At 38.0% G+C, this 18,482-nt stretch carries 17 protein-coding genes; 4 read left to right on the top strand and 13 right to left on the bottom strand.

The window, feature by feature from the left end:
* Positions 1-4: 4 nt before the first annotated feature.
* Both E7480_04635 and E7480_04630 read left to right on the top strand, forming a co-directional pair.
* Entirely contained in the window at positions 5-2,062 is a 2,058-nt protein-coding gene (locus E7480_04635) for a hypothetical protein (protein ID MBE6903874.1), read from the top strand.
* A gap of 266 nt (positions 2,063-2,328) precedes the next feature.
* On the top strand, positions 2,329-2,571 hold the full coding sequence (locus E7480_04630; protein MBE6903873.1) for an RNA-binding S4 domain-containing protein: 243 nt from the start codon (positions 2,329-2,331) through the stop codon (positions 2,569-2,571).
* Between the two features lie 47 nt (positions 2,572-2,618).
* Here E7480_04630 and E7480_04625 read toward each other — a convergent pair whose 3' ends face one another.
* The 3 genes from E7480_04625 to E7480_04615 all read right to left on the bottom strand — a co-directional run bounded on the left by E7480_04625 (position 2,619) and on the right by E7480_04615 (position 5,765).
* Positions 2,619-3,380 carry a TatD family deoxyribonuclease gene (locus E7480_04625; protein MBE6903872.1) on the bottom strand — a complete coding sequence of 254 codons (762 nt, stop codon included), beginning with the start codon at positions 3,378-3,380 and terminating at the stop codon, positions 2,619-2,621.
* Between the two features lie 41 nt (positions 3,381-3,421).
* Positions 3,422-5,347, bottom strand: coding sequence for a methionine--tRNA ligase (gene metG, locus E7480_04620; protein MBE6903871.1), 1,926 nt, complete (start codon positions 5,345-5,347; stop codon positions 3,422-3,424).
* A gap of 175 nt (positions 5,348-5,522) precedes the next feature.
* The gene (locus E7480_04615) at positions 5,523-5,765 is read right to left on the bottom strand and encodes an AbrB/MazE/SpoVT family DNA-binding domain-containing protein (protein MBE6903870.1); all 243 of its coding nucleotides are present in this window, start codon (positions 5,763-5,765) and stop codon (positions 5,523-5,525) included.
* A 108-nt stretch (positions 5,766-5,873) separates the two neighbouring features.
* Between E7480_04615 and E7480_04610 the strand changes: the two genes are divergently transcribed.
* Positions 5,874-6,440: a spore maturation protein A gene (locus E7480_04610; GenBank protein ID MBE6903869.1), complete on the top strand. Its 567-nt coding sequence runs from the start codon at positions 5,874-5,876 to the stop codon at positions 6,438-6,440.
* 6 nt (positions 6,441-6,446) lie between these two features.
* Positions 6,447-6,956, top strand: coding sequence for a spore maturation protein (locus tag E7480_04605; protein MBE6903868.1), 510 nt, complete (start codon positions 6,447-6,449; stop codon positions 6,954-6,956).
* Here the strand turns inward: E7480_04605 and E7480_04600 are convergent.
* The 10 genes from E7480_04600 to E7480_04555 all read right to left on the bottom strand — a co-directional run bounded on the left by E7480_04600 (position 6,953) and on the right by E7480_04555 (position 18,342).
* Positions 6,953-8,182, bottom strand: a complete 1,230-nt coding sequence (locus E7480_04600) for a homocysteine S-methyltransferase family protein (protein MBE6903867.1) — start codon at positions 8,180-8,182, stop codon at positions 6,953-6,955. The two genes, E7480_04605 and E7480_04600, sit on opposite strands and share 4 nt — an antisense overlap.
* A gap of 31 nt (positions 8,183-8,213) precedes the next feature.
* On the bottom strand, positions 8,214-9,923 hold the full coding sequence (locus E7480_04595; GenBank protein ID MBE6903866.1) for an arginine--tRNA ligase: 1,710 nt from the start codon (positions 9,921-9,923) through the stop codon (positions 8,214-8,216).
* Positions 9,886-10,344 carry a DUF1934 domain-containing protein gene (locus tag E7480_04590; GenBank protein ID MBE6903865.1) on the bottom strand — a complete coding sequence of 153 codons (459 nt, stop codon included), beginning with the start codon at positions 10,342-10,344 and terminating at the stop codon, positions 9,886-9,888. The genes E7480_04595 and E7480_04590 overlap by 38 nt, the downstream gene beginning before the upstream one ends.
* A gap of 23 nt (positions 10,345-10,367) precedes the next feature.
* Positions 10,368-11,432 (bottom strand): D-alanine--D-alanine ligase, encoded by a 1,065-nt coding sequence (locus tag E7480_04585; protein ID MBE6903864.1) that lies wholly within the window; start codon positions 11,430-11,432, stop codon positions 10,368-10,370.
* Between the two features lies 1 nt (position 11,433).
* Positions 11,434-12,075, bottom strand: a complete 642-nt coding sequence (locus E7480_04580) for a hypothetical protein (GenBank protein ID MBE6903863.1) — start codon at positions 12,073-12,075, stop codon at positions 11,434-11,436.
* A gap of 3 nt (positions 12,076-12,078) precedes the next feature.
* A complete protein-coding gene (gene carB / locus E7480_04575; GenBank protein ID MBE6903862.1) occupies positions 12,079-15,285 on the bottom strand; it encodes a carbamoyl-phosphate synthase large subunit in 3,207 nt (1,068 codons plus the stop codon).
* A 36-nt stretch (positions 15,286-15,321) separates the two neighbouring features.
* The gene (locus tag E7480_04570) at positions 15,322-16,221 is read right to left on the bottom strand and encodes a mechanosensitive ion channel family protein (protein MBE6903861.1); all 900 of its coding nucleotides are present in this window, start codon (positions 16,219-16,221) and stop codon (positions 15,322-15,324) included.
* A gap of 144 nt (positions 16,222-16,365) precedes the next feature.
* Positions 16,366-17,403, bottom strand: a complete 1,038-nt coding sequence (locus tag E7480_04565; GenBank protein MBE6903860.1) for an IS30 family transposase — start codon at positions 17,401-17,403, stop codon at positions 16,366-16,368.
* Positions 17,404-17,467: 64 nt separating this feature from the next.
* Positions 17,468-17,656 carry a CopG family transcriptional regulator gene (locus E7480_04560; protein ID MBE6903859.1) on the bottom strand — a complete coding sequence of 63 codons (189 nt, stop codon included), beginning with the start codon at positions 17,654-17,656 and terminating at the stop codon, positions 17,468-17,470.
* Positions 17,657-17,883: 227 nt separating this feature from the next.
* A complete protein-coding gene (locus E7480_04555; protein MBE6903858.1) occupies positions 17,884-18,342 on the bottom strand; it encodes a hypothetical protein in 459 nt (152 codons plus the stop codon).
* Positions 18,343-18,482 lie beyond the last annotated feature (140 nt).

Below are 18,482 nucleotides of genomic sequence, written 5' to 3'. Positions count from 1 at the left end.
AAAAATGGGATATGACAAAAACGGGCTTTCTGTCTTTTGGTTCTGGAACGATGAAATGGAAGAGAGTGAAGTCCAAAGACAGTTAGAAGAAATGAGCAAAAAAGGGGTATATGAGGCGGTTATTCACGCAAGAATAGGCCTTATTACCGAATATCTTTCTGAAAAATGGTTTTCTTGTTTTCAAAGAGCTGTTGAGACAGCAGAGCGTCTTGATATGGCAATCTGGATATATGACGAGAAAAATTTTCCCAGCGGATATGCTGACGGAAAAGTGCTTGCAGAAAACCCCGATTATTGCGGAAAAAATCTTAAAAGAGTTATAGCTGCCGATGAAATTGAAAACTTTTTCAAAAATGATGAAAGAAAAAATTTTGTAGCTTTATATGACACTCAGAATAAATGCACAGTTACAGATTACGAGCAGGCGCAAAGCTATAAAAAAGACGGCACTGTGCTCTTTAAAATAGGCTATACCTATTGGAAGGTTGCTTTTGATGAGCATTATTATATTGATGTGCTCAATATAAATGCTGCAAAAAGCTTTATTGCCAATACTCACGAAGAATATTTCAAACGCTTCGGCAAATATTTCGGCAACGTAATCAAGGGCTTTTTTAGTGATGAAGCGGGAATGTATCAGAATTTAAAATGCTTCAAGGGTATGTTTGACAATGAGGCGGATTATGATACGGTTGCCTGGACTCACGGCTTTGACAAGTATTTTGAAGAGAAAAATAAATATTCAATTATTCCTTTTTTAGATTGTCTTTGGCAAAAAGGAAATGACAGCGCAAAGGTAAGAAACGATTATTATAATACTGTATGTCAGCTTTATAAAGAAGCTTTTCTTGAGCCTCAAAAAGATTTTTGTCATACACACAATGTGGAGTTTATAGGACATCTTCATATGGAGGATTATCTCAGATATAACATTACAACTCAGGGGAATCTTTTTGAAGCCTTATCCGTTCTTGATTATACAGGAGTTGACAGAATAACCTATTCTCCCTATATGATGACAGAAAAGCTCGTAAGCTCTGTGGCGCATATGTACGGTAAGGAAATTGTAATGTCGGAAAGCTTTGCCTGCGCAGGCTGGGAATTTACTCACAAGGATTTAAAACGTTGGACTGATTTTCAGTATGTAAGAGGCGTAAACAAAACGCTTGTGCACGCATTTTTCTATTCCCTCAGAGATGACAGAAAAAATGACTGTCCTCCCTCGTATTTTGAGGGCAATAAATATTGGAATGAGTTTGAAAGCTATTCAGACTATGTTCTCAATTTAAGCAAGCTGTTGTCAGGAGGTACTCATATAGCAGATGTTGCAATATATTACCCCTTAGAAACAGCGAATGCGCTTTTTGACCCTGTAAGCTCTGCACCGGTTGACGAGCTTCAGCAATTTATTGACAAGGTTGCTTTCTGTCTTTTTGAAAATCAGCAGGACTTTGATTTTATTGACTCAAAGACTCTTATAAAAAGCAAAATTGTAAATAAACGCCTTGAAACAGGAAACGAAGGCTATGCAGCTATAATAATTCCCTCGGCGTTGTATATGAACATCGAAGCAGTAAAAAAGCTTTTGGAATGCGCACAAAATAATGTAAAGGTAATTTTTCTTAAAGAGCTTCCTGAAAACTCTTTAAATGAGTGCGAAAAAGAAGAATACAAGGCGCTTTTGCAAAAGCTTACAGACAGTGAAAATGTATATTTTCTTGATGAACATAATGTTTTTTGTCAATATACCTTTGTGCCTGATTTTGAAAAGCTTTCAAAAATACTCTATTCTGATATGCAAAAGGATATTTTTATACCCACACAGGACAGAGATATAAAGGTTCTTCACCGCAAAAAAGACGAAAAAGATATCTATTTTACTGTCAATGAAAGCTCACGTCGGTATAGCGGAAAAATAAGCTTTAAAACAGATAAAGCTTTAAAGCTTTTAGACCTTCACACAATGGAACAGACAGAGCTGAACTCAGATATACAAAACGGATATTCCACAGTACAAATTGAAATAGAGCCGTATAGCTCTGTTATGATAGTTTCCGAATAGATAAAAAGAGCTTTTTAGCTAAGTTGACATTTTGAAATTCGATGAGCTGCAACATAAAACAGACTTAAAAATATATTTACAAATTTTAAGCTGCGTGATATAATAGCTTTGCAGAGCTATTATATGTTATAAGACAATATCTATCTGAACGAAAACAACAAAAACTTTCGCTCTCATATTTATTAAACTTATAGCAACACAAAACACAATTAACAAAACACTCTGCATAGTCGCAGAGTGTTTTGCTATTATGAAAGGTATAATTTATGAGAATAGATAAATTTTTAAAGGTTTCAAGACTTATAAAAAGGCGTACCGTTGCCAATGAGGCCTGTGATACAGGCAGAATAAGCGTAAACGGAAATGTTGTAAAAGCCTCTTACGATGTAAAGGCCGGTGATATAATCGAAATAAATTTTGCCGGTAAAATAACAAAAGCTAAAGTTCTTGAAATAGCAGAGCATACCTTGAAAAATGAAGCCTCAAATCTCTATGAAATTATTCAATAATCAAAAAAGCTGTCATTCACTCTTAATGAGCAAATGACAGCTTTTTTTTAAAGCTCTATACCAAAAAACTTAATTGCATTTTCCTTTGTAACACTTGCGATTTTTTCAACACTTTCATTTCTCAGCTCTGCAATTTTTTGTGCAACCAAAGGAACATTTAAGGGAGAGTTTCTTTTACCTCTGAAGGGTTCGGGAGAAAGATAGGGACAATCTGTTTCAATAAATATTCTGTCAAGAGGTACAAACTTAGCAACCTCAGGAAGCTTATTTGCATTTTTAAAGGTAATAACGCCCGTAAAGGAAATGTAACCGCCTAAGTTAAGTATTTCTCTTGCAAATTCAACACTACCCGAGTAACAGTGAAATACAAATTTTTCGGGTAAATTTGCCTTGATTATTTCAAGACAGTCAGCGTGCGCATCTCTGTCATGAATAATAACAGGCTTCTTTAAACGATTGGCAAAAGTGAGCTGTTCTGTAAAATAGCGCTTTTGAATATCCTTGGGAGTGTCATAATGATAGTCAAGACCGATTTCTCCCACAGCTACTGTTTTCTTGTTTTCAAAAAGCTTTTCCAAATCATCTAAATAGTTTTTGGGTAAATCAAGTATTCCTTCGGGGTGAATACCTGCAGCAGAATAAATATTGTCATATTTTTTGGAAAGCTCAACACCTTCAAAAGAGTTTTCAAGAGTTGAACCTATGTTTAAAACAAGGTCTATTTTATTTTCTTTAAAGGACTGTATAAGTGCTTCACGGTCCTCGTCAAAACGGGCATCGTCAAGATGCGCATGAGTATCAAAAAACATTTTTAAAGCATAAATTTAATTTATGCTGTTGTCCCACCTTATTATCGTATTTTAGAGCCTGCAGGAATACTGTCGTCAAGGAACAAAACGCAAACGTCGTCTCCTTTATCAGCGGCAATAATCATTCCGCAGCTTTCAACACCGCAAAGCTTGACAGGTTTTAAGTTCGCAACAATGGCAACAGTTTTACCGATAAGCTGTTCAGGAGTGTAGAATTTAGCTATTCCCGAAACAATCTGACGTTTACCGATACCGTCATCAACGATAAGCTTCAAAAGCTTTTCACTTTTTTTGATTTTTTCACATTCTAAAATCTTTGCTGCTCTTAAATCTGTTTTCATAAAATCTTCAAAAGTAATTTCGGGCTCAAAAGGAGCGGCCTTTGGCGCTTGAGGATATTTGTCTTCAATATGCTTTGCAATTTCTTCAAGCTTCAGTTTTTCGTCTAAACGGTTGAATATAGGTGAAAATTCGCCGATAGCCTTACCGCTTTCAAGAGCACCGAAGGTAAGTGTTTCGTAGCTTGTTTTGTCTGTAGCTAATTGATTTAAAATTGTCTGAGAGGTTTCGGGAAGATAGGGAGCCATTAAAATTGCCGCAAATCTTATAGATTCCATAAGATTATAGAGAACAGTTTTTAAGGTTTCACGACCTTCATCGCTTTTAGCTAAAATCCAGGGAGCAGTTTCGTCAATATATTTGTTTGAACGGCGGAGTAATGCCCAAATTTCATCAAGACTGTCAGCAACCTTGAGCTCGTTCATCTTGCTTTCTACGGCACTAACAGCATTTATAGCGGTATTCTTTAAATCATTGTCAAGCTCATTGTATGTGTTAGGAGTAGGAATAATTCCGTCAAAATATTTTGAAACCATAGCAAGTGTTCTGTTGACAAGATTTCCAAGAATATTTGCCAAATCGGAATTGTATCTTTCAATAATAAGCTCGTAGGTAAATGTACCGTCCTGTGCAAAAGGCATCTCGTGAAGTACATAATAACGTACTGCATCAACGCCGAAATATTCAACTAAATCGGAAGCGTAAATAACGTTTCCCTTTGATTTTGACATCTTATCGTTACCAGAAAGAAGCCATGGATGACCAAAAACCTGCTTAGGTAGGGGAAGACCTAAAGCCATAAGCATAATAGGCCAGTAAATAGTGTGGAAACGAAGAATATCCTTTCCTATAAGATGTACGTCTGCAGGCCAATATTTGTTGTAAAGCTCTCCGTTGTTACCGTCTATATCAAAATCAAGAGCTGTGATGTAGTTGGAAAGAGCATCAATCCATACGTATATAACGTGTTTATCGTCAAAAGTAACGGGAACGCCCCAGTCGAAAGCAGTTCTTGAAACGCATAAATCGGAAAGACCTGCATTTATAAAGTTGTTAAGCATCTCGTTTTTACGGGCAGGGGGCTGAATAAAATCGGGATTGTCCTCAATATATTTTTTAAGTCTGTCAGTATAATTTGAAAGCTTAAAGAAATAAGCCTCTTCGCTTGTATGCTCAAGCTTTGCTCCGCATTCGGGACAAACACCGTCTGGAGCCTGAGTTTCTGTAAAGAAGGACTCACAAGGAGTACAATACAGTCCGTCATAGCTGTTTTTATAAATGTCGCCCTGGTCATAAAGCTTCTTAAATATTTTTTGAACAGCCTTTACGTGCTTAGGGTCAGTAGTACGGATAAAGCCGTCATAGCTTACGTTCATTAAATCCCATATTTTACGGATTTCACCCGCAATATTATCAACGTGCTCCTGAGGAGTAATGCCTTCCTCAAGTGCCTGTTTCTGAATTTTTTGACCGTGCTCGTCTGTACCTGTAAGAAAATAAACATCGTAGCCTGTCATTCTTTTATATCTTGCTATTGAATCCGCAAGAATTGCCTCATAAGTATTTCCAATGTGGGGAATACGAGAGGTGTAGGCAATAGCGGTAGTAATATAAAATTTTTCCTTCATTTTGAGTTACCTTTACGGCGGGAAATTAAAAGCCGTATCCTTTCATAGTATTGAAAAAAGGAATTATTTTGTAAATAAAGCATATATTTTATTATATGTTAAAAGGCAAAAGAAATCAATAGTTTTAAAGAAAAAACTCTCATTTGGGAGTACCAAAATGAGAGCTTTGTAAAATTTATCTGGATAATTCCATTTTACAGCTTCGGCAAACCATTTTTCCTTTGAAATTGGAAACGTTGGCAGACTCACCGCAAAAAACACAGCAGGGGTTGTATTTGCGTAAAATAATGGAACCGTCATCGTCCAAAAAAATTTCAATGGGAGATTTGTCTATGTCCAGAGTACGACGTAATTCAATCGGAAGAACAATCCTTCCCAATTCGTCAAGATTTCTTACTATTCCTGTTGCTTTCAATATTTATACCCCCAATTTATATACTTAATTATTGTAATTATTATAACACAAAAAAATGTCAAAATATGTATAAATTATTAATTTTTTGAAATATAAAGGCGGAATATTTTTATGTTGTCTGTTATATTAGGAATATTGCTTGTTTTAGGAATTGTGTTTGGATGCATAAACGGATGTATAGATACTGTCTTAAACGATATGATGTCAAGCTCAAAAAGTGCTTTGGAGCTTACTGTTAATATGGGCTGTATGATAGCTTTGTGGTCGGGGGTAATGAATGTTGCAAAAGCCTGTAAATTAACAGATGCATTGGCAAAATTGCTAAGTCCTGTAATAAGACTTGTTTTTAAAAAGCTTGATAAGGGCTCAGATGCCGAAAAGTATTTAGCACTTAATATAACTGCAAATTTACTGGGACTATCCAACGCCGCAACTCCGTCAGGAATAAGTGCCGCAAAGGAGCTTGTAAAAGAGGATAAAAAGAATTTGACAGATAATACAACTATGCTCCTTGTTATAAACAGCGCTTCTCTTCAGCTTATTCCTACAACCGTTGCGGCAATAAGAAGCGGAGCAGGCTGTAAAAGCGCCTTTGATATAGTTCCTGCCGTGTGGATAGCATCATTGTTAAGCTTGCTTTTGGGAATATTTCTTTGCAAACTTAAAATAAGACGGTGATGTATTATGTATTCATATATTGTGCCTTGTATAATAGGTTTTGTTTTTATTGTGGCTTTGTTAAAAAAAATAGATATAGTAAATGAGTTTACTGTAGGAGCTAAAGAGGGAATAAAGACTGCTGTTTCACTGTTACCTATACTCATATGTATTTTTTTATCAATAAGTGTTTTTAAAGCATCTGGAGCTATGGACTTGTTTGTATATTTGTTTAAGCCCTTAGCTAAAATTATAAATATACCTTCAGAGGTTTCTCCTTTGGTTTTAATGCGTCCTATTTCGGGCAGCGGTTCTTTGGTCTTGTTTACTCAGCTTATAGAGAAATATAAACCCGATACATACATAGGAAGACTTGCCGCAGTAATGACAAGCTCAAACGAAACAACTCTTTATACAATGTCAGTTTACGGTAGTGCCGCCGCAATAAAAAAAACAGGTAAGGCAATGATTATTGCTCTTACCTGCGATATTATGTCGGTAATTTTTGCTTCAATAGCAACTAATATTGTTTTTTAGAAAACAATTATTCCGTATTTTTGAGTTAAGGCTTCAAGCTTTACAGCATCAAGGCTGTCGTTGCTTTCAACCATAATACGTCCGCAAAAGCCCTGTGCAACCTTTTCAAGAAGCTCAATACTGTCTGTAATTATATAAACAGGCAAATTAAACATATAGGAATAGGACTCGAAAATTTCAATATCTTCCTGAGAATTGATTTCAACACAGAAAACATCGCAGCCGTCGTCCTCGGCATCAAGAATGTTTTCGGGGAGGTCGTCAGTACACTTGAAGATTTCACTTTTGTTAAAATCTTCAGAAAGGAAAAAGGCGCTTTTTTGCGTTGTTAAAATAATTTGTGCAGTGCTATCTAAGATAGGTCTTTTATATTCAAGAGAAGAAACAGTATTCTTAATAGCTTTTATATGGTCGGGAGAAGTACCGCAACAACCACCCAAAATACCTATTCCGTTTTGGATAGCTTTTTTTGCAAAATCAGCAAAATCGTCGGGAGAAAGCTGTTTAGTTTGTCCGTCAGCAGTAGGAACTCCTGCATTGGGTTTTGCAATAAGAGGAATTTTTGCATAGGGAGAAGCTTCAATAAGCAAATCAAGTATTTGCTGTGGAGAAACAGAACAGTTAAGCCCAAAAGCAGAAATGCCCATTTCCTGTAAAGTACAAAGACAGGCTAAAACGCTGTTGCCGTTCATAGTTTTTCCGCTTGCCTCTACCGTCATTGTAACAATAATAGGCTTATCTGAAACCTCTTTAACAGCAATAACAGCGGCACGCGCTTCGGCAAGACTCATCATTGTTTCAATAGCAAAAAAATCTACATTTGCTTTTTCAAGAGCCTTAGCTTGCTGACGATAAATATCTATCATTTCTTCAAGCTCAGTATCCCCGTAAGGTAAAAGCATTTTACCGGTAGGGGAAAGATCTCCGCCTATAAGCAGTTTATCTGAAACGCTTTTTGAAAGACTAACAAGCTTTAAATTGATGTCTTCAACGCTGTTTTCGAGAGAATATTTTTTTAAAGCAGCTCTATTTGCTCCAAATGTAGCGGCATATACACAATCAGAACCGGAAGAAAAATAATTTTTTTGAACATCAGTAATAGTGCTTTCGTTATCAATAATCCATTTCTCAACACAAACGCCCTGATGTAAGCCTCTTTTAATAAGCTCTGTTCCGGTAGCTCCGTCGAGAATAACAGGGAGATTTCCAAAAGAAAAAATATTCATAATAGCGAAGCTCCTTTCGTTGAAAAATAAATTACATTTTCTCAGGTGCTGATATTTTTAAAATGGTGAGAGTGTTCCTTAATACCTGAGCAGTACATACGCAAAGAAGAAGTCTTGCCTGTAAAAGCTTTTGGTCATCACAGTTAACTCTGCAAGCATTATAGAATTTATGGAAAGCGCTTGCGATATCAGCAGCATATCCTGTAAGTAATGCAGGATTATAATCTCTTGCAGCGTTACAAATAATTTGAGGAAGCTGTGAAAGAATTGTAATAAGCTCTTTTTCTTCTTGAGCGCAGAGCAAAGAAGTATCAATGTTTTCAATGCTTTCAAGCTTTTTATCTTCAGAATTAAGTAAACGGATAATACTGCAAATACGTGCGTGAGCATACTGAACGTAGTATACGGGGTTTTGACTTGATTCAGCAACAGCAAGGTCAAGGTCAAAGTCAAAATGACTGTCGGGAGCTCTCATATTAAAGAAGAAGCGGGCAGCATCAACAGAGGTTTCTGCCAATAAATCTGCAAGGGTAATGGCTTTACCTGTACGCTTGGACATTTTAACAGGCTTACCTTCAGAAACAAGGCGAACAAGCTGCATAAGAATAATATCCAAACGCTCACTGTCAATACCTAAAGCGCTCATAGCACCCTTTAAACGAGCCACGTGACCGTGATGGTCAGCGCCCCAAACGTCAATTACCCTGTCAAAACCACGGGTTATAAACTTGTTATAATGATATGCTATATCAGCCGCAAAATAGGTAAATATGCCGTTTGCACGCATAAGAACATCGTCTTTTTCAAGACCGAATTCAGTAGATTTAAGCCAAAGAGCTCCGTCAGACTCATAAGTGTATCCGCTTTTTTCTAAAAGAGCAACAACCTCTTTAACCTGATTGCTTTCGTGAAGAGTGCTTTCATTAAACCAAACGTCATAATTTATGCGGTAGGTTTCAAGGTCTGTTTTAATGCGAGCCATATTTGCTCTTATAGCGGGCATTAAAAGCTCATTGAAAAAGGTGTCGTCATCTACGTTGAGATATTTATCGCCGTACTTTTCAAAATAAGCCTTTGCGTGTTCTTTAACATCATCACCCTGATATCCGTCCTCGGGGAAGGGGTAGTTTTCATCATTAAGAGCAAGGGCATAATAACGTGCCTTAAGAGAGTGAAAATATTTCATTATCTGATTGCCAGCATCGTTTGCATAAAATTCACGGGTTACGTCATTTCCGCACCATAAGAGAATTTCAGCAAGACAGTCACCTAAAGCGCCGCCTCTTGCATTTCCCATATGCATAGGACCTGTGGGGTTTGCAGAAACAAATTCAACCATAATATTTTGAGGATTTTCAGTTTGTGTTTTACCGTAGCTGTCAGAATGAGAGAATATAGTATTAAGCACAAAGCCGTAATAATTATTTTTAACAAAGAAATTAATAAATCCGGGATTTACAGCTTCTGCACGCTCTATATATGTGTCCGAAAAATCAATATATTTTACTATTGCATTGGCAATCTTTATGGGAGCGCTACGCAAATTTTTAGCATTTTTCATTGAAAAATTGGTAGCAAAATCACCAAATCCGCTTTCCTTGGGAATTTCAAGCTCAACCTCACAAAGACAGTCGCATTGAACAAGCTCGTTGTTCTCAACTGCTTTTGAATAAGCATTTAAAATTGCCTGTGAAATTTGTTTTTTAACAACTTCTATCGGATTTATTGTTTTTTTGAGCATCTTTTTTTGACTCCTTGACTGTTATTTCAAGCTTATTTACACTTGCGGTATTATGATTTATTTCAAGCTCATAGCTTACAAAAAGATTCCCGCCTTGTTTTGTCAACCCGTCATTGATTTCCTGAGTGTTTATTCCCATAGTCATCATTCCGAAGGGTGTGTTGTAAGGACAGTGATGACGTTTGCCGTTTTCAAGAATAAGTTGGGTTTTATACGGTCCGTTTTTTGTAATTATTATAGTATCATCTTGTACATTTATAACGTTTTTTACACCTTTTTCGCCTGTCAGCTCGGTTTCAAAATAGGTAATTCTTTTTCCTGCTTCGTTACAGGTGTAAATTCCGTCTGTAATAAATTCAATTACATTGGGCTCTTCATCAATTATCTGAGTGCCCTTAATTGAAATAATAGCTTTACTCATTTTATGAAAAAATTTTTCCTTTCTTACTGCTCAAGAGCTAAGTCGATAATAGCATCCAAAAGCTTTGAATAGGGAATACCCGAAGCTTCAAAAAGCTTGGGATACATACTTATAGAGGTAAATCCGGGCAGAGAGTTTATCTCATTAAAAATTATATCACCACTGTCTTTATTAACAAAGAAATCAACTCTTGAAAGACCTGTGCAGCCTGCGGCTGTATAACACTTGATTGCAGTATCTCTGACCTTTTGGCTTGTTTGCTCGTCAAGTCTTGCGGGGATATAAAGCTTTGAATTTACATCGTTATATTTTGCCTCGAAATCGTAAAAATCTCTTTCAGGGGCAATCTCTCCGCAAATTGAAGCTATGGGATTACTGTTGCCCAATACAGCGACTTCAATTTCAGATCCAATAATATTTTCTTCAGCAATAATTTTATAATCGTAATTGAGAGCAAGCTCTATAGCGTTGATAGCTTCATTTATATTGTTTACCTTTGAAATACCTATTGAAGAGCCTGTGTTTGCAGGCTTTATGAAATAAGGATATTTAAGCTCGTTTTCAAAGCGTTGTAAAAGACTTTCTTTGTTTTCATTAAAATCTTTTTCAAAAAAGGTTATGTAGCGAGCCTGCTTGATATCGGCTTCGTTCATAACGGTTTTTGTTATTGCCTTATCCATACATACAGCACTGGCAGATACACCACAGCCCACATAAGGAATACCCGAAAGCTCGAAAAGACCTTGGATTTTACCGTCCTCTCCGAAAGCACCGTGCATTACAGGGAAAATAACGTCAATTTTAACGAAGAAAATTTCAAAGTCTTTTAAAACAACAAGTCCGCTTGCGTCACGGCTGGGAGAGAGAATGGCTCTTGTGTTGTTTAGCTTTTCCCAGGAACCGTCACGGATTTGCTCAGGAGTCGCATCGGTAAGAAACCAGTTTCCTTCTTGGGTAATGCCTAAAACCTTTACGTCATATTTTTCTTTATTTAAGTTTTCAAGGACACTTGCAGCTGATACGCATGAAACTGAATATTCAGAGGACATAGCTCCGAATACAAGCAATAATTGAAGCTTATTAGACAAGTCAACGCTTCCTTTCCGGCTCAAATTGTAATATAGCAAGCTGTTTTTTATTGTTTTTGTTAATTTGTATGCTGTTAAATTCTATTTTATTAACAGGTGATATATTCCAAACAGATAAAAGAGAATCAATCCCGTCGATTACATCAAAGCCGAATTTATCGGTTTTATAATGCATAGGAATAAAAATGTCAGCATCAAGCTTTTTAAAAAGCTCAAAAGCGAATAGAGCATCAATCGTATATACAGAGCCTATTGGAATAAGAACACAGTCACAGTGACCCAATAAAGTAATTTGTTCTTCAGATAACATATGCCCCAAGTCGCCGAAATGAGCAATTCTTATTCCGTCAGCTTCAAAAATATGAATGATGTTTTCACCACGCTCACGACCGCCGTTTTGGTCATGAGCGCATAAAACTTTTGTTACATTAAAAGGGTTATTCTTATTTTCTGCTATGGTTACAGCCTGTGTATAGCAGTGGTCGTGATGAAAATGACTGCAATAGACAGCATTTGCCTTTGTATTTAAAGGCGGATAATTACATGTATTGTCATAAGGGTCTATGACAACAGAAAATCCGTCATAACAAAGCTTAAAGCAGGAATGACCTAACCAGGTAACCGTAACCGACAAAGGAAACACCTCTTATTTAATATCCTTGTGATAATCCTGAATTGACTTTACATTGTCTGTTTTTCCGTTTACAGCAAGAGCAGCAACTCTTGCAGCGGCAACAGTAGTAAAGTAATTAACCTTGTATTTGATAGCAGCCTTTCTGATATAGCTGTCATCATCAATGCTCTCCTTAGCGGGAGTGGGAGTGTTGATAATAATATCAACCTGTTTATTTACAATGGCATCAAATATATTGGGACGGCCTTCCTGCAATTTGTTTATATGCTTAGAGTTGATACCGTTTTCGCATAGTGTTTTATGTGTATTTCCGGTAGCTATAATCTTAAAGCCTGCCTTTTCAAAGCTTCTTGCAACCTCAATAACCTGAGCCTTATCTCTGTCATTTACGCTGATGAAAGCAGTACCGGAAGAGGGAACCTCAACACCTGTTGCTTCCTGAGCCTTGTAGAAGGCTTCACCTAAGTTGTCAGCAAGGCCTAAAACTTCACCGGTAGAACGCATTTCAGGTCCGAGAATGGGGTCTGTTTCGGGAAGCATATTGAAGGGGAATACAGCTTCTTTTACTCCGCAGTGAGGAATTTTCTTGTTTTCAAGGCCAATAAGAGGAGATTTTGTGTTAAGCAAAGGCATAGCAATAATCTGAGTTGCAAGCTTAACCATATTTATATTGGAAACCTTTGAAACAAGGGGAACTGTTCTTGATGCTCTGGGGTTTGCTTCAAGCACATACACCTTATCGTCTGCAATAGCGTATTGCATATTGATAAGACCTCTTACATTAAGAGAAAGAGCAAGGTTTTTGGTATATTGTGCAACAGTGTCTAAATGCTTTTGAGAAATGCTGAAGGAGGGGAGAACACAGGCAGAGTCGCCGGAGTGAATACCTGCAAGCTCAATATGCTCCATAACAGCAGGAATAAATACGTTTTCTCCGTCGCAAATAGCATCGGTTTCAAATTCTATAGCGTTGGAAAGGAAACGGTCAATCAAAATCGGTCTTTCTGGAGTTACGTCTACGGCAGCATTCATATAGGTTTTAAGGCTTTCGTCGTCGTAAACAACTTCCATTCCGCGTCCGCCAAGTACGTATGAGGGACGAACCATAAGAGGATATCCGATTTTCTGAGCCAAATCCATAGCTTCATCAAGTGTGGAAGCCATTCCCGATTCGGGCATAGGAATAGAAAGCTCTTCCATAATAGCGTTAAATCTGCTTCTGTCTTCCGCAAGGTCAATAGAGTCGGGAGATGTACCCAAAATCTTAACCCCTGCTTTTTCCAATTCAAAAGCAAGATTTAAAGGAGTCTGTCCTCCAAACTGCGCAATTACACCTATGGGCTTTTCTTTATAGTAAATGCTTAAAACATCTTCAAGAGTCAAAGGCTCAAAGTAGAGCTTGTCAGAGGTGTCATAGTCGGTGGAAACAGTTTCGGGATTACAGTTTACAATAATAGTTTCAAATCCTAATTCTCTTAAAGCTTTTGCAGCGTGAACACAGCAATAGTCAAATTCAATACCTTGACCTATTCTGTTAGGACCGCCGCCCAAAATCATTATTTTATTTTTATTGTCAGAAATTCTGCTTGCATCGGGGGCATTGTAGGTTGAGTAGTAGTAAGCGCTATCCTCTGTACCGCTTACGTGAACACCGTGCCAGGTTTCAACTACGCCCATTTTTTCTCTTCTGCTTCTTATTTCATCTTCTGAAAGAGTGGTAAGCTTAGATAAATATTTATCGGAAAAACCGTTTTTCTTAGCATTTTCTAAAGCTTTATCTGAAAGATTAGCACCTGCAGCGGAGATTTCAAGCTCTTCCATTGCAATTTCTTTCATTTGCTCAAGGTAGTATCTGTTGATTTTTGTAAGGTATTCTATAACGTCAAGGCTCGCACCTTTTTTGATAGCCTCGTACATAATAAACTGACGTTCACTTGTAGGAGTATGAAGCATACCTAAAAGCTTTTCTACGCTTAAGGAATTATAATTTTTAACAAAACCTAAGCCGTAACGACCTGTTTCAAGGCTTCTGATAGCTTTCTGGAAAGCTTCCTTATAGGTTTTACCAATACTCATAACTTCGCCGACAGCACGCATCTGAGTACCTAATTTATCTTCAGCGCCTTTAAATTTTTCAAAAGCCCAACGAGCAAATTTTATAACGATATAGTCGCCGCCGGGAACATATTTATCAAGAGTACCGAATTTGCCGCAGGGAATTTCATCAAGAGTCATTCCTGTTGCAAGCATAGCAGAAATCAAAGCAATAGGGAAGCCTGTAGCCTTAGACGCAAGAGCAGAAGAACGTGAAGTTCTGGGATTGATTTCAATTACTATAATTCTGTCGGAAACAGGGTCGTGAGCGAACTGAACATTAGTACCGCCGATAACCTGGATTTCCTCAACAATTTTTCTTGCAGCATCTTCGAGCCTATCCTGAACAGATTTAGGAACAGTAATCATAGGTGCCGCACAGAAGGAGTCGCCTGTATGAACACCTAAGGGATCGATATTTTCAATAAAGCAAACAGTAATAATGTTGCCCTTAGAGTCACGAACCATTTCAAGCTCAAGCTCTTCCCAACCTAAAATGGATTCTTCGATAAGAACCTGTCCTATAAGGCTGGCAGCAATACCTCTGTTTACAACTACTTTTAATTCTTCGGAATTATATACAAGACCGCCGCCGGCGCCGCCCATAGTATAAGCGGGACGGACAACAACGGGGAAGCCTAATTCGTTTGCAATCTTTTCAGCCTCTTCATAAGAATATGCAGGCTCAGAACGGGCAACCTCAACGCCAAGCTTGTTCATTGATTTTTTGAACTCGATTCTATCCTCACCGCGTTCAATAGCATCTACCTGAACACCGATAACCTTAACGTCGAACTTTTTAAGAACGCCTGCCTTTTCAAGCTCAAGACAAAGGTTAAGACCTGATTGACCGCCCAAATTGGGAAGTAATGCGTCAGGACGCTCCTTTTCAATTATTTTGGATATACGCTCTACGTTGAGAGGCTCAATATATGTAGCATCAGCAGTTTCAGGGTCAGTCATAATAGTAGCGGGGTTTGAATTTACAAGCACAATATTATATCCGAGATTTTTAAGCGCTTTACAAGCCTGTGTACCCGAATAGTCAAATTCACAAGCCTGACCGATTACGATAGGACCCGAACCGATAATAAGTATTTTATTGATGTCTGTTCTCTTTGGCATATTCTATAACTCCTTAAATTTATTTTCCGTTTTTTATTAATCGTGGTTTAAAACAACAATTTTGTTGTAGGGGAATGAAATGTTGTTTTGTTCAAAGGCATCTATAACAGCATCTCTCATTTTTCTTTCAGCCTCAAGATGTTTCATAGAATGACAGTCTGCAACAGCTCTTATCATAATAGCAGAGTCGCCGAAATCAACAGTTCCGATAACTAACGGCTTATCAGCAAATAAATCATTTGTATTGTCATAAAGCTTATTTAAAGCTTCACTGATAACCGAAGAAGCCTGTGAAACATCTTGCTCATAGGGAATGGGAATATCAATAATAGCCTTTGTTGTTCCTTTTGAAAAGTTTGTTACAATATCAATTTGTCCGTTGGGAATAATATGTACTTCGCCTGTTGCAGAACGAACCTTTGTAACTCTGAGCTGTACCTCTTCAATAGTACCTGTTTTTCCGGAAACAGTAACAAAATCGCCAACAGCAAGCTGATTTTCAAATAAAAGAAAAACACCGGTGATAATATCTTTAATAAGGCTCTGAGCACCGAAAGCAATAGCAAGACCGCCTATTCCTGCAGTTGCAAGCAGGCTTGTTACTGTACTTCCCAAATTAAGCATACTCAAAACAACTAAGATGGCAATAAAATATAAAACATATCTCCATACACTTTTTAAAACAGTTGAGATGGTGTTTATAAATTTTTCATCCTTACCTTTTTCAATAAGACGCTTTTTGTTAAAATCTATAACTTTGTTACCAATGGAGATAACGATTTTTAAAGCAACAATAAGAACAATTAAATCAAAAACAAAAAGAATAGGAGTTGCGAGAAATCCTAACATTTTTAACAGGAATTCTTCTAAAGCAGGAAATAAACTAAAAATAATATCAGACATATGTATACATTCTCCTTTAAAAAAGCCTTTCATAATATTATATACTATTTTGCCGAAAAGTCAAATATATAATATATAAATATATAATTATTTCAATATTAAACAAAAAATATGCGAATAATGAAAAGTCAAGAGGTAAATGCGAAAAAGTGCAAAAAATTTTTAATTTAGCAAAAATTACGCCGAAATAAGGCTATTTATACACGCCTCGTATAGGTCGGCGGAAGTATAATAGTCAAATATCCCTCTCGGATAATTGTTAATCCATTTTTCAAGTTTACGCATATCAGCAGAGGTTACGCCCTCAAAGCTAACGCCTTTCGGGTAGTGGCGGCGTATCATTTTATTTTGATTTTCATTTGAGCCGCGCTCGTAGGAGCTGTACGGGTGGCAGTAATAAACCTTTGTACGGGTACCGCTGCGGCGGCAGCTCTTTTCGAGTCCCTCGTAGTCGGTAAACTCGGAGCCGTTGTCTATTGTGATTGTTTGAAATACTTTTGAGAAATTCGCACCGTATGCCCGCTCAATTCCGTTAAGGGCTTTTACAACGCTTGCGGCGGTGTGGTCTTTCATAATACGGATAATCTCATAGCGGGTATAACGCTCGGTCAATACGAGCATAGTTTTTTTGGTACCTTTCTTGCCCTCTACGCAATCCATTTCCCAATGTCCGAAAGTGGTACGCTCCGCAATCTCTGCGGGGCGTTTCTCTATACTGTCGCCTTTAGAGGCGCGAGCCGCTCTCACTTTTTTATATTTCCGCTCGGTCTTATTTCTCTTTACGGGTAAGTTATCGTTTGTAATGGTAAGGAAAACGCCCTGCTCGATATAGCGGTACAGAGTCGGAGCCGATATAGTTACGCTAAACTCTACGCCCTGGCGTTTAATTTCGCCCAGGACGGCGCGAGGCGAGTATTTCTCTACTCTTATTTTGTACTCGATATAATTTGCGTAGGCGTGGTCGGAGCCGATTTTAAGCGGCGCACCTTTAGCACGGAGGTTAGCCTGGTTTTTCTCCTCGGCAATATCGGGGCTGTATCTCTGCTCGGTGGTATAGTCCGAGTTGAGGTGCTCGTACTGTCCGCGCTTGAGCTCTCTATAAATTGTGCTGATATGTACGCCGAGCTTTTCTGCCATAAGCGCAGGCTTAACGCCTACCTTTTGCCAAGCCTCAATTTTTAATCTGTCGTTAAAGGTTAAATGTTTGTATGCCATAATAAAATCACTCCGTTTTATCATATAAAAAGAAATAGAGGGAGCCGTTATAGCTCCCTCTCGGTTACTGCTGCAAAAATGCCTCGATAGCCTGCTTTATAATTTGGGCTTGCGGTACTCCCTCGGCGGCACATTTCGCCTTGAAAGCCTCTGCTGTTTCTTTCGGGACTCTAACCGCTATCACATCATAAGTTTTTTGATTGTATCTTGTTTTAACCTCGGTAGAGGTTTTCGTTTTGCGCTTGTCCGCCATAGGTCAGCCCTCCTCAAAATAAATTATTGTTTTTTACATACTCGCGCAGCTCGGCGGCTGTGGAGCATAGCTCTTTTGAAACATCATAGGCAACCGAGAGCTTGCCGTTTTCCGCTGATACTTTCCATTTGTCGGCGTACTCGGTTACGGAGTAGGTTTTGCCGTTCTTTTCTATAATCATAACAACCTCGTTTCTGCCCGTATAGCCGATAGCGCAGCTTTTATTATTATCTCGCTTTCGTCCAATAGTTACCTATGCAACCGTCCGTACTGTCCCAAATGTCGTAAACCTTGTGTAAACCGTATGCGTCGCCGTCGTAATGCTCCTTGATGCATACAATATGGTGTCCGCCAATGTTTGCTATAACCGTAACGCCAACCGCTGCTATATTGCAATTTAATTCTTTGCAAAACTCTTTACCCGTAAACTTTGTGTTGTCCCGTTTTTTGGGCTGATTGTGTTTTACCCAACCTTTGCTCTGTAGGTACTTGTCGTACAATTTCTTGTCGCCGTCGTCAAAGCCCGTTTTGCATTGCATTTCGGCTAATTCCATTACCGTAGTATTGTAATCTTGCTCCAAAGCTGTACAAATAGCTCGTACTACGCAATCAGTAGTCCGCCTGCCTTTCGGGTTGGCATTGTAAAAGTGGTATGTTGTTGTTTCTTTAGGGATTTTCTTAATCATAACTTAAAGTCCTTTCTGCTTACTTGATTTTTTATAAACCTTGTGCTATAATAGGACTTACGGGAGGGGCTTACGCCCCGTCCCTGCCTTTGAAAGCTACTTGCTTTCGGGTTTTGCCTTGCTCGGCTTTGGCTTTACGA

Source organism: Oscillospiraceae bacterium (assembly GCA_015067255.1).
In the GTDB taxonomy this organism is placed as follows: Bacteria; Bacillota; Clostridia; order Oscillospirales; family SIG519; genus SIG519.
The sequence above is the reverse complement of the archived record's forward strand: the minus strand, read 5'-3'. Positions and strand labels throughout refer to the sequence as shown.